Genomic DNA, 12,599 nt, shown 5'->3' on the forward strand with positions numbered 1-12,599 from the left:
CCGGCGTTTCCTGATATAGCCGGAGACGATCGGACAAACTTGATCGGATTCCTGCGTACGTTGCGCAAAGAAGGTCCCATATCGCGGACGACGGTGACCCTGGCCGACGGCGTCAGGCTGGACGGAGCGATTCTCAACCGCTCTGCCGAAGACCTGCAATTGCTCGATGACACACACCGGCTCCGCCTGCTGCGAAAGTCGGGCGAGGATCGTTTCCGCGAAGTAACCTCGCAGATGGATTGGACTAACTATGACGGTGGTACCTCGGGCAGCCGATACAGCACTGCAAAGCAGATTGATGTAGCTAATGTGAAGAAGCTCCAGCTCCGTTGGATGTTTCAGATCAAGGGTGCGCCACGCGAACTACAGGGGACACCCGTTGTCGCAGGAGGCGTGATGTATGTGACGACGGTAAATGAGTGCAATGCATTGGATGCCGGTTCAGGGAGGTTGATCTGGCGCTATCAGCGCCCTCGGACGAAGGGTGTCGCAAGCGTGGCGGGAACAGGTGTGAATCGAGGCGCCGTCGTCAGTGGAGACAGAGTTTTTCTCCAGATGGACAATGCGCACCTGATTGCCCTCAACCGGTTCACTGGCGCACTTCTTTGGGATGTTGGCATGGGCGATATTCGGGAAAACTATGGTGGAACCGCGGCGCCTCTGATCGTGGGAAACATGGTCGTCTCCGGTATCTCCGGTGGCGATAGCGGCGCTAGAGGATTCGTAGCTGCCTACGACCAGGCGAGTGGCAAAGAGATCTGGCGATTCTGGGCGGTGCCTGCGCGAGGAGAGTCCGGAGCGGAAACCTGGAAGGGAAGTGCTCACGAGCATCCGGGTGGAGCTACATGGATGACCGGAGAATACGATCCTGAGTTGAATACGATTTATTGGCCGGTGGGAAATCCGGGACCGGATCTTGTAGGCGATGATCGTCTCGGTGACAACCTCTATACCGATTCGGTTGTGGCACTTGAACCTGCAACGGGTGCTTTGAAGTGGTATTTCCAGTTCACGCCGCATGACGTGCATGATTTCGATGCGATGGCGCCTCCGGCAATGGTCGATATGGAGTGGGATGGAAAACCGAGAAAGCTGCTTGTCCATGCGAATCGCAATGGATTTCTTTACGTGCTCGACCGGGAAAATGGAAAATTTCTTACTGGTTCCGCCATCACCAAAAAGCTTGACTGGGCTTCCGGGCTGGATTCGGATGGGCATCCGATCCCGGTTCCGGGCAAGGAACCTACCTATGAAGGGAACCTTATCTGCCCATGGCTGAGTGGAGCTACAAATTGGTACTCCACCTCATGGAATCCGCTTACAAAGCTTTACTATGTCCAGACGGAAGACAAGTGCGGCATCTATACGCGGCGAGATCAGAAGTTCGAGCCTGGACGTAGCCTGATGGGAGGTTCCTTCGGATCGGATCCCGCTAATCCTGGAAGCCGGCAACTACGTGCCTTTGATATCCGAACCGGAAAGATTGTGTGGGAGATCCCCCAGGTAGGAGCGGCCGACAGTTGGGGAGGCGTGTTGACCACGGCTGGCCAGTTGGCGTTCTGGGGCGACGACGACTATTCGTTCTCCGCCGCTGATGCCAGGACGGGGAAACGGCTCTGGTCTTTTCAAACGAATGTGATGCCCCGCTCTTCGCCGATGACCTATGTCTTCGATCATGTTCAGTATGTGGCGGTGACAGCGGGTAACAGCGTGCTCGCATTTGCATTGCCTGAGACGGCGAACGAGGAGGCTCACTAGCGCCCAGGAGACGGAAAGCCCGCTCCCTGAATGTTCTTGCATAGTAGATCCCACAGATAAATGAAACCAAAGAGAGGTGACTGATGTGCTGGAATGAGAAAAGTTTGATCCGCTGGTCTTTGTTAGGGGTTGCTTTGGCAGTCTGCCTGCCTGCATTCGCCCAGCACATTCCCCTGCAGGAACGAATCGCACACACGGATCCAGCCAAATACACTAAGCACGCCGATGTTCATCATGGCGGAGGGCCGATGGATTACATGGCGCTCTTCGACCAGTCAGGCCGGACTGCGAAGTTCAACCTGGGGACAAACCTGTTCTTCCTCCATCGGGGAGTTATTCCGCCTGGAGGTGGCATCGGCGCACACTTTCATAATCAGTGCGAAGAGATGTTCGTGATCTTCGACGGCGAAGCTCAGTATACGATCGATGGCCGAACGTCGATCCTGAAAGGACCTGGCGGCGCTCCTGCGCGCATCGGCCATTCTCATGCGATCTACAACCATACTGACAAGCCAGTGCAATGGATGAATATCAATGTCGGTCTGTATCCTCACTTCTATGACGCATTCAATTTGAATGACTCTCGCGTAGGAGCGCCTGTCGACTCCGTGCCAACCTTCATTTCAATGCATCTTGACCGCGCGTTGTTGAAGCAGGTGGCGAATTTTAATGGAGGGAATGGTTCGGTACTATATCGTCGGGCCCTGAATCCAAGCGTGTTTTACTCCCCTTGGTCTTACGTGGATCATCTGATGCTGCCCACTGGAACCTCCGTCGGCCCCAATACGGAACCTGATATGTCAGAGGTTTACTACGTGATGAATGGCGATGGCCTGGCAACTGTAGCCGGGGAAACCGTAGAGATTCATGCCGGAGATGCCATCCCCGTTGCATTGAACGAAACGAAGTCTTTCAAGAACGAGAAGAGCGCTCCCCTTGAGTTCATGGTGATTGGCATTGCCAGAGACCTGAAGGCAAAGGAAGCCTACATGACCTCACCACTCGGGAATACTGGCGTGGCGCCGACTCCACGATGACAGTGCAGCAAGACAAAAGGAGATATATGAAGAAGAAGATCATCGACACACATGCGCATCTTGGCGAGTGTTGTGTATTTGGCCTTTACGCGACGGAAGAAGAGATGATCCGTCGTATGGATGAGAGTGGAGTTGACGCGACCATCGTTCAGCCGTATCCAGGGGCAAAGGATTACTACGAACGGCACAATGAGATTGCGGAGCTTTGTGCGAAGTACCCAGGTCGCTTCTTTGGACTGGCAAGCGTGAGTCCCCATATCGGGCGCGACAAATATCAACGCGAGATTGAGCGCTGTATTAAGGAGTTGAACTTCGTTGCTCTCAAGCTGCACACGATTGGTCATGGGGTTAACCCGCTGACCGAAGACGGTCAATTGGCCTTCGAAACAGCCCACCTCTTTGGCATTCCAGCCATGGTGCACACGGGCGCGGGTATTCCATTCTCTTTGCCCTCCCTGTGCATCCCGGCCGCGAACAAGTTTCCGGATCTGAAGATTGTGCTCGCTCACGCCGGAGGAGGCATCGTGTCTGCGGAAGCGCAGGTTGCAGCTTCCATCTGCGGCAATCTATACCTTGAGACCTCCTGGTGTCTGGGTGAGGACATACGGTGGATGATCGACACCATCGGCCCAGACCGTGTCATGATGGGCGCCGATCTTCCAAGTAATGTTCCCGTGGAGTTTGCGAAGTATCGCGCTCTGGATCTACAGCCCGAAGTCTACAGCAAGGTAATGGGCGAAACGGCGATAGAAGTTTTCAATTTGCAATGGTGAGGTCAGAATGTTCGTATTGCATGTCGAGATCAAGTTAAAGCCAGGCAAGGATGAAGTAATGAAGGGTATCTATCGTGAGACCTTCAGACCGGCGATCGTAAAGCAGCAGGGGTTTCGCTCTGTGGAGCTTCTCCGCTCCACGGAGAGTGATGCTTACCTCTTAAGCATAGCTTTTGAGACGGACGAACTGCGCATTCAATGGGTCAACTCAAATCTCCATCAGGAGGTTTGGCCCAGGATGGAAGAACATTTCGTCACCGCATCGCTTAGAAGATTTATCACGGTGGACTGATTTTTGCGGCGTGCTGGTCGCAATGCCCACAACGTCGTTGTTTGGCTTCTGATTGTCCTTCGGAGCCAAACACAATGGCTGGAAACGTCTGCAGAAGCAGCACGCCGCCGAGAAGCTGTAGGTTGACCCCGTAGCTCATGGGTAGAAAGATGACAAAAAGAAGCGCGCCGTGGTTTACCGCAACAGAAGCGCATTTCGCCACATTCGCCTGTTCGTTCTCGGATGCATTGCGATGAAGATATTCACGATAAAGATTGCGCGTAAATAAACTCGCGGCGTCGATAGCACTATTCTGGGTTGAGGTAGCTTCCGAAAAGCCCGCTTCCTTTAGAAATGCGGGCATTGTGGCGGATATGCGGTCCGCGGTCTTGCTGGAGAGGATCTTTTCAGTCCGGCAGCAGGTCAACGAAGGCAAAGCCGTCGCGTTCCACCAACTCACCCGTTCGCACCGCGAATGCACGCGCAAAGACAGGCGATTCAACCACAAACGTATGGAACTCACCGTTTTCTCCGCAAGGGTCGATACCAGGCGGTAGCGCAGAGAGCAGGCCAGCGTCCCAATCGTGTCCTGCAAACGAACACCCGAGCTTCGATTGATCGACACAGGCGATTTTGGCTTTCACGCCAGCGGCGATCATCTCCCGGCTGAGCTGCCCGGTAGGTATACCCCAGACAGGGAAGAGGGGTTCGAGGCCACTCTCTTCAAGCTGCTTGACGCGATAGGCGCGAATGTCTTCGAGGAACAAATCTCCAAACGCAATCGCGTCGAAACGCTCTTCACGAGCTCGAGCGAGCACCGCGCTCAGGCGTTCCTCATACTCCACATTGGTGCAGGGCCAGGGTAACTCGACGCTCCAGAGCGGCAGCCCGACAGCTTCGGCCTGCTCGTGCACCAAAGCTCTCCGAACGGCATGCATGGCCACGCGGTTGGCTGCAGAATTGAACGTTGTGAACAGAGCGGCCACGTGAATGTCCGGTTGTTGCCTCAAAAGATGCAGAGCCCATGCGCTATCTTTCCCGCTGCTCCAGGATAGTAAGACCTTCTTCAAAACGAGGTCCCCATCAGTTGACGTGCGGACTCCTCGATGGCTGTTCGCATTGGGCGCCAATGAATACCCTGGGTCTCATGGAACCGTACGCCGTGCAGAACCTCAGCCACAATCTCTGCGCTCTGTGTGATGGTCATGCCGCTACGGTTGAAGAACAGGTTGCCGTCCGCGAATACGACCTTGCCGCTACGGACCGCCTGAAGCTGAGCCCACCACGGATATTGTTCCAGGCGACTTTGCTCAGAGAGGCTGCGCTCCAGGTTGAATCCACAAGGAGCAATGATGAGATACTCCGGATCGATTTCCAGCAGTTTGTTGCCGTCGATGGCTGTCGAGTACTCGCCCTTGCGGCCTAGCACGGGTTCGCCATTCGCGATCTCTATCAGCTCTGGAGCCCAGTTCGCCATCATAAACACGGGATCGGTCCACTCAATCATGCCAACGGACTTCCGGGAAAAACGTGCTGTCTTCTCGGCCACAACCTGAAGCCGTCTCTGTTCACGTCCAACCAGCTCTTCGCCGCGCTCCTCGACGCCGAGAGCCTGAGCGACCAGCCGGATGCTGTTGAAGATGTCTTCAACGGAAGAAGTTGACAAGGCTATCTGTCGTGTCTCCAGAGCACAGGCGCCAGTTCGCTCTACGTTGGCGGCGGTCACGGCACAGACATCGCAGTGCATCTGCGTGATGACGAGATCTGGCTGCAGCGCACGAATCAGATCCGCGTGGATATGGTAGAGCGGATCACCTGCACGCAGACGGCGTCGGACTTCAGCGTCAATCTCGCCGCTCGAGACAGATATATCGAACGCCGGATCGCTGCAGGACGGAAGTCGCCGGACCCACGCGGGGTTGTCGCACTCATGCGACCGCCCAACGAGCATGTCACCGCAATCCAGAGCACAGACAATCTCTGTAGCGCTCGCCAGAAGAGAAACTATGCGCATCTTTGCCTCCTTCGCGCCCCCATCAAGGCTAACCGGAAACAATGCGGCCGGGCAAAAGTTCGCGATTTAGGGATCTCTTGTACCCTGGCGAAGATCGAACGAAGGAGCATTGGGCGCAATGCGCTCCTCGGGTGGGATGAAGTACTCGGGAAATCGGCTTAATGGGAGTATTCTTACCTCGATGAGTGCATCGGACCGTGGCCACTCCAGGGATTCTGGCTTCCGGTAGAAAAGCTGATTCCGCTGCGGTCGGATATGACGACCCTTTAGAACAAAAAGTCAAAGGAGAATATGTCGATACAGCCTAGACCTGCCTCACCGAGAACTCTAACCTAAACTAGATACAGCATGACGTCAGACAAGGCTGTCCTCATCCATTTTTCCGGGCACAACCAACCCGGACTCATAGCAGAACTTACCGGCACGCTCACTCGCCATCAGCTCCTCGTCCTGGATATTGGTCAGGCGGTCGTCCATGAAAGTGTCTCGCTCGGCGTTCTGATCCAAATGCCGACTACAGGCAGCTTCGCTTCCGCGAAGACTGACTTGACGGCGCGCGCCCACGAACTCAACCTTCAGGTACGGTTCGTCTCCGTTCCCGATGACTCACTCCATCACTGGCTGCGCGGACTGCACAAGCAGCACTTCATCATCACTGTTCTCGGCCGCTCGATTCGCGCCGAACATCTCGCGCGCGTGACCTCGATCGTTGCGTCACATGAAATGAATGTGGACCGCATTGACCGTCTCTCCGGCCAGCTTTCGTCCGACGATCCTTCCGGAAAGGCCTGCATTGAACTGGCAGTCAGCGGCGATGGCGAGCGTGAACCCTCCCTTCGCGCCGAGTTCCTTGCCGCTGCACAGCAGCTCTCCATCGACATCGCATTTCAGCGTGAGAGCATCTTCCGCCGCAATCGACGCTTGTTCGCATTCGATATGGATTCCACCCTGATTCAGGGCGAAGTCATCGATGAACTGGCAAAGCTGGCTGGTGTTGGCGACCAGGTTTCACAGGTTACCGAAGCGGCGATGCGCGGGGAGTTGAACTTCGATGAAAGCTTCCGCCAGCGCGTCGCGTTGCTCAAAGGTCTCGAAGCGAAGCATGTTCACACATTACTGCATGCGATTCCGCTTGCAGAAGGCGCCGAACGGCTGATTCGTACCCTTCGTCTCCTTGGATACAAAACTGCCATCCTTTCCGGAGGCTTTACATTTTTTGCCCGCCATCTCCAGCAGACGCTCGGGATCGATTATGTGCACGCGAATGAACTCGAAATTATCGACGGAATCGTGACTGGTCGCGTGATACCTCCCATCGTGAATGGCGATCGCAAAGCCTCCCTTTTGGCCGAAATTGCGCACAGCGAAGACATTTCGCTGGAGCAGGTCGTGGCGGTAGGAGATGGCGCGAACGACATCCCCATGCTGAAACTCGCCGGAATGGGTATCGCCTATCGCGCGAAACCATTGGTGCGCCAGAATGCTCCCCAGTCCATCTCATCATTGGGCCTCGACGGGCTGCTCTATTTGATTGGCGTTCGCGATCGCGACCTTCATCCCCACGAACCATTGATTTGAAAACGATTTACCCGGATGTTTTTGCTCATGAAGGTAATGCAGGAACTCATGGCGGCACTTCAGGATCGCCACAACGATGGGGTCTATACGCATGGCGGATATGCCGAAGAAGCGTGCCGCGCAGCGCAGGGCTGTCCACGCGTTATTTAACCGCGACTCGGAGGCTGCAAGGGACGAGGAAGGTATGGGAAAAGGATTGCTCCCTTATCGCTTCGTTGGAAACCTTACTGCTTCCGGATCGCGCTCGCTAAGTTGTTGAGATGAATCGCCGATGCCGGCCTTTTCCGGGCTACTTGCCAGTTGCTCTAAACCGCCTGTAATCAGTGGATGCTGTCGAACACTCAGCGCTTATCGCGGTGCCGGGTTAGTATGACGTCGGATCAAGTAAGCCATTTTAGGGGCTTCGGTGCTCGTCTAAATGTACGTCGGCCGGAAAGAATGAAGAATATGTGTTGCCAAAGCTCCAAAGCCCCCTATGCACCTCGAAAACCTTCCTATACCCCTTGCAGGAGAATTGCGCCCGCTGTTCGTCTAATTGCACTCGCTGTTCGGCTATAGTGGTGTTCAAACGACAATTTATCCGTCTCTGAATCCTGTGCGTCTCCTGTTCTGCTGGCTTCCTTTGTTTTGCTCATCCGGCTCTGCTGTTGCTCAACCTTTCGCTTTTCAACCAAAAGGAGCAACCGATGAGCACCTCCTGGCCGGATTCGGCCGTAATGATGACCCTCTCCGCAATCGCCTATTCCAGCGACATCAATGGCCAGCTACAGAACACAAGTTATGCGACCGCGGGCGACTGGTCTGTCGTCTGGGGGCCGTACGACGATGCCTACGGCAATCTCTGCTACGTGGCAAAGAGCGCATCGACGGGCAACTATGCGCTTGCCATTCGCGGCAGCGAGACCAGCGTCAGCCTGGACACGCTGTACAACTGGTTCTACAACCTCTCTGTTGCGACCCAGACGGCGTGGCCTTATCTCCCCGCGCAGCCGCAGGCGATGCTCTCCTACGGCTCCTATGTGCAGGCCAGCAACCTGACCACCGCTACGTGGAACGGGCAGACGCTCGGCGACTATCTCACGAAGACCATTCCTTCGACCGCGACCGTCACCGTTACCGGGCATAGCCTCGGCGGCAATCTGGCTACGGTGCTCGGCTCGTGGATCTCTTATCAACGCGGTCCCTCGGGCAGCACGCCCGATCCCAACACGCAGGTCTACACCTATGCCGCGCCCAGTGCGGGCAACAGTGCGTTTGCTACCGGCTTCAACGCGAGATTCCCTAACAGCTATCGTTACTGGAACTCTCTCGACGCGATTCCGCACGCCTGGGAGACTCTGCTGGAGCTGGAGTGGATCTACAGCGGCATCGGTATTCCGACGCCCAGTTGGGCGAAGGACACAATCGACGGGCTGGAAATTGCGCTGGCCGCGAGTGAGGTGTACTACAACTCCGTCTACACGCAGCCCAACGGAGCGGGTACGGAGCTGACCGGCTCTGCTTCCTCCAGCAGCACCACCTTCATCGCCGAGGTGGCCTACCAGCACCAGTGCAACATCTACCTGGGGCTGTTGGGCGCGCCGCTGATCCAGACGATTGTGACGCCGGAGCTGAGCATGGTCGAGGCCGTCTCATCGCCCTACAAGGGCAGCTACCTGCCGCGTCCGGTTCTGGACAAGGCCCGGCCCGGTCCCGTGGCCGTGCCGCCGGGCACGGTTGTCCCGGTTGCGCGCAGTTCCCGCTTCGGCGCCGGTTATTAGGAAAGGTCTGATTATGTCTCTGAACATTCCCTCAGCAGCAAAAGCCGCAATTATCGTCAAGCTACTTATGCCAAGACTGAAGCGGTTCCCTTAACAGAAACGGACTTAATCAGAGCTTCCCTAAGGAAGCTCTGATTAAGTCTCGGAAGATGCCATCAAAATAGCGAATGGCCCAGTTCATCTGTCTACTTTGCTGACAGTTGGTTTTCGCTCTTATTCCGCGCTGCTTGTGCGGGCGCCGGCGGAGTTCGCGGAGCCCTTCGCCATGCTCCGACGGTAGACCTGAGCGTTGGAACCGAGCGGCTATGAAAGACAGCTGTCCTGCTTGTTCGACCGTCAGTCGAACTGCTCATTAGTTCTGGCGTCATCTCTCGACAGCGGTAGTTCTATCCGGCATCGAGCACCTACAGCGAGATGGTCGAAATAGATCGAACCACCAAGTCGCTCGATAACGAGCTTCGCGACTGAAAGACCAAGTCCTGTGCCGCTAAACGTCGCAGTTTCGTGCGAGTTGCTGGTGAAAAAGCGCTCAAATACCTGTTCGTACTCGTCCTCAGCTATACCAGGTCCTTCATCTTGGACATAGAGCTGAACCGCGTTCCTGGTAGGTGCCAGGCCGTCGTAGGCAATCCGAATAACTCCGTTACGCGGGGAGAATTTGATGGCATTGTGCAAGACATTCATAATTGCCGTCCTTAGCAAGCCCCGGTCTGCACGAATGTTGGCGTTGCTTACGTATGAGCCCTCTTGAACGACCCTGATCCCTTTCTCATCGCTGAGTACTTCGAGCAACCCTAGAACCTCGTTCACCACGGACTGCAACGACCAGCTCTGAGTCTCTCGTCCCCCCTGTGTTGCCTCCGCGCGTGCAAGCAGCAGAAGGGCGTCGATCGTCTCGTTCAAACGGGCCGTCTCTTCGAGGATGCTGCTCAGGACTTCTTTGTAGGAAACGTTCCCTTCGTTCTCTTCCAATGCCACTTCGCCGATGATGCGCATGGCAGCTATGGGCGTGCGCAGTTCGTGGGCAGCATCAGCGGTAAAGCGTTTCAATTGATCAAACGACTGTTCGAGTCGATCCAGCAGATGATTGAACGCAGATGCCAGCTGACCAAGTTCGTCGTCGGGATTCGAGGTGTTCAGTCGATCGTGTAGATTCTTTGCGGTGATACCTTCCGCTCGTTTCGCCATTTCTTCAACCGGGCTGAGAGCACGCCTGGCGATCGCCTGTCCCGCGGCTCCGGCGATCAGCAGAGCGATCGGGATGGCGATTAACAAAACGAGAAGAAACTGAAACATTCTGGCCTGTAAGGGAGCCATGCTGTATCCCAGCCGGATTACGAGCTGGCGCCCGTTCATCCCATGGATATGGCTGATCAGGAGAACGAGTGTCCCATCTTGCAGGCGGATAACTCGCTCGTTGGGATGCGCTTCACCTTCGCCCGGCCTCAAGGCGCCTCCCAGGTTCATGCCTTTCAGAGTTGGCGTCCTGTATAAGACATCCCCCGAAGATCGATCGATTACCTCCATCAACCTGTCTACGAGGAGATGTGATTGCGGACGGGAGAAGTAGTCTTGACGCAGTTGGAGTTTGCCTGCTGTATCGAAAAACAAGAGGCCTTCGACAGTTACAACGTCCTGAACCTCATCGTGAACGATCTGTTTCGTCAAAACGACATACTGAAAGCCAAAGACGATAACGGCATAAATAACCAGAAGCGCAGCAAGTACTCCGACGTACCAGATTGTCAACCGGCTGCGAAGATTCGTTGGCGAGTACCGGCTCATGCTTGTGGCTCTCGAAGGCGAAAGCCGAGTCCGCGGACGGTCTGCAAGAGCTTGATCGTAAATGGGTCGTCGATCTTGCGCCTGAGCCGAGCTATCTGTACATCGATGACGTTGTCAATCGGCGTAAAGCGAGAGGTCTCTCTCCAGATATCCTGGGCAAGCATCTCTCGAGATACGGTGCGCCCGGTGTTCTCCGCAAGATAAAGCAGAAGGTCGAACTCGCGCGCTGTCAGATCGATCGATTCACCGCTACGCGTGACAGTGCGGGATCGCCGGTCCAGCGCAAGATCACCGATGCGAAGCTGAGGATCGTTTTTGACCGGAAGATAACGGCGCAGCAAAGCATCGATGCGTGCGAGCAATTCAGGAAACGAAAAAGGCTTACCGAGATAGTCATCAGCTCCACTGGTCAGGCCGATGACTCGGTCTTCAACCGTATTGTGTGAAGTAAGGATTAAGATACGTAAATCGGCGCCCTCAGCCCGAAGCTGACGGAGGATGTCCAAACCATTCCGGTGAGGTAGAGTCAGATCCAGAAGTAAAAGATCGGGAGACTGATTATGAACGAGGAAGAAGCCTTCTTCCGCGGATGTTGCAGTCAGGACGTGATAACCCGCCGACTGCAGCCCTGACGCGAGGGCATCTGACATCTTTTGGTCGTCTTCGATAATGAGGATTCTGGACACCGTTGGCGTCATTCCGTATGTCTTTCTTCACCATCATTTCCCAACGCCGGCGGCAGAGACAAGCCCTAAAAGTCCAAATGTAAGGAAGATGTAAGGATATGTAAGACGAGAAGATGATCCACTTCGGTTGAGTTTAATTTCTCCCCGGAGATTTGGCATGTGCTGCATTGCATCAGCTCTTCTGCTCATTGCTTCTTCCATTGCAGCTGTTGCACAGAACGTCGGCCCTGATGTTCCTCTGGCGTCCCGGACTACGCTGCCGATCGTGTTTACCAGAACGGTTTCCGCCAAGAAAGCTCATAGCGGCGATGCCGTCCAGGCGAAGACATTCCAAACTGTCCTTCTGGCGAACGGCAAGACCATTCCTTCCGGAGCGCGCGTCGTTGGCCATGTGATAGAAGCCACACCTTTCGTCTATGACAGGGGCCCGTATGCGAAACAAAAAAACTCAATTCTTACTATCCACTTCGATTCGGTGGAGGCGGAGGGTGTGAAATTACCTCTCAATGTAACGGTTCGAGCAATGGCCGATTATTTCGCTACGAGTGCAGCACGTGAACCGAAGTCGACGGATCTCGATTCTCTCGGCACGTTGACGCTTGTTGGGGGCGATCTCCTTACGCCTTCCCAGAATGAGGTCCGGAATCGAGAGAATGATGTTGTGGGCTATAACCGCCACGGTGGAGTATATGACCGCCTGATCGCAAATGGCCGTTGCGATGGCAACTCAATAGAAGTATCGATGGGCATCTATTCCGCTTCTGCGTGCGGGCTGTACGGTTATACCGGCATGATTGCAACGGAGTTTGGTTCCGTGACAGCGCCCTCGATCCTTACGGTAATGTCGCACCGGAGGTCTCCTGAGATCGTAAAACAGAGCACAGCCTTGCTTGAGGTATTACCTGAAAAGCACGCCTCGGTGGAGCGATAGCTGCGG

12 protein-coding genes are annotated in these 12,599 nt (G+C 55.2%); 7 read left to right on the forward strand and 5 right to left on the reverse strand.

Translation table 11 applies throughout. The features are described 5' to 3' along the window. The first annotated feature begins 39 nt into the window (after positions 1-39). The 4 genes from GWR55_RS16355 to GWR55_RS16370 all read left to right on the forward strand — a co-directional run bounded on the left by GWR55_RS16355 (position 40) and on the right by GWR55_RS16370 (position 3,860). Positions 40-1,758, forward strand: coding sequence for a PQQ-binding-like beta-propeller repeat protein (locus GWR55_RS16355; protein WP_238398469.1), 1,719 nt, complete (start codon positions 40-42; stop codon positions 1,756-1,758). 104 nt (positions 1,759-1,862) lie between these two features. After that, positions 1,863-2,795, forward strand: a complete 933-nt coding sequence (locus tag GWR55_RS16360; RefSeq protein ID WP_238398470.1) for a cupin domain-containing protein — start codon at positions 1,863-1,865, stop codon at positions 2,793-2,795. 26 nt (positions 2,796-2,821) lie between these two features. Beyond that, on the forward strand, positions 2,822-3,568 hold the full coding sequence (locus GWR55_RS16365; RefSeq protein WP_162403220.1) for an amidohydrolase family protein: 747 nt from the start codon (positions 2,822-2,824) through the stop codon (positions 3,566-3,568). 7 nt (positions 3,569-3,575) lie between these two features. Next, complete coding sequence (locus tag GWR55_RS16370; protein WP_162403221.1) at positions 3,576-3,860, forward strand: antibiotic biosynthesis monooxygenase; 285 nt, start codon at positions 3,576-3,578, stop codon at positions 3,858-3,860. Here GWR55_RS16370 and GWR55_RS16375 read toward each other — a convergent pair. From GWR55_RS16375 to GWR55_RS16385, 3 genes are read right to left on the reverse strand one after another with little or no spacing between them, the layout of a single operon-like run. Next, positions 3,847-4,203, reverse strand: coding sequence for a hypothetical protein (locus GWR55_RS16375; protein ID WP_162403222.1), 357 nt, complete (start codon positions 4,201-4,203; stop codon positions 3,847-3,849). The genes GWR55_RS16370 and GWR55_RS16375 overlap by 14 nt on opposite strands. Before the next feature lie 43 nt (positions 4,204-4,246). Further along, entirely contained in the window at positions 4,247-4,969 is a 723-nt protein-coding gene (locus GWR55_RS16380) for an ATP-binding protein (RefSeq protein ID WP_370521159.1), read from the reverse strand. Further along, positions 4,906-5,853, reverse strand: a complete 948-nt coding sequence (locus GWR55_RS16385) for an ABC transporter substrate-binding protein (protein WP_162403224.1) — start codon at positions 5,851-5,853, stop codon at positions 4,906-4,908. The genes GWR55_RS16380 and GWR55_RS16385 overlap by 64 nt, the downstream gene beginning before the upstream one ends. 348 nt (positions 5,854-6,201) lie before the next feature. On the opposite strand from GWR55_RS16385, the gene serB reads away from it, so the two are divergent. Together serB and GWR55_RS16395 are read left to right on the forward strand one after the other, a co-directional pair. Continuing rightward, positions 6,202-7,431: a phosphoserine phosphatase SerB gene (gene serB / locus GWR55_RS19495; RefSeq protein WP_162403225.1), complete on the forward strand. Its 1,230-nt coding sequence runs from the start codon at positions 6,202-6,204 to the stop codon at positions 7,429-7,431. A 686-nt stretch (positions 7,432-8,117) separates the two neighbouring features. After that, positions 8,118-9,191, forward strand: a complete 1,074-nt coding sequence (locus tag GWR55_RS16395; protein ID WP_162403226.1) for a lipase family protein — start codon at positions 8,118-8,120, stop codon at positions 9,189-9,191. A 336-nt stretch (positions 9,192-9,527) separates the two neighbouring features. Here the strand turns inward: GWR55_RS16395 and GWR55_RS16400 are convergent, their stop codons facing one another. Both GWR55_RS16400 and GWR55_RS16405 read right to left on the reverse strand, forming a co-directional pair. Beyond that, complete coding sequence (locus GWR55_RS16400) at positions 9,528-10,859, reverse strand: ATP-binding protein (protein ID WP_238398471.1); 1,332 nt, start codon at positions 10,857-10,859, stop codon at positions 9,528-9,530. A gap of 113 nt (positions 10,860-10,972) precedes the next feature. Next, on the reverse strand, positions 10,973-11,626 hold the full coding sequence (locus GWR55_RS16405) for a response regulator transcription factor (RefSeq protein WP_238398472.1): 654 nt from the start codon (positions 11,624-11,626) through the stop codon (positions 10,973-10,975). A 193-nt stretch (positions 11,627-11,819) separates the two neighbouring features. Here GWR55_RS16405 and GWR55_RS16410 point away from each other — a divergent pair, with 193 nt between their 5' ends. After that, complete coding sequence (locus GWR55_RS16410) at positions 11,820-12,593, forward strand: hypothetical protein (RefSeq protein ID WP_162403229.1); 774 nt, start codon at positions 11,820-11,822, stop codon at positions 12,591-12,593. Positions 12,594-12,599 lie beyond the last annotated feature (6 nt).

Source organism: Edaphobacter sp. 12200R-103, from assembly GCF_010093025.1.
Taxonomy (GTDB): domain Bacteria; phylum Acidobacteriota; class Terriglobia; order Terriglobales; family Acidobacteriaceae; genus Edaphobacter.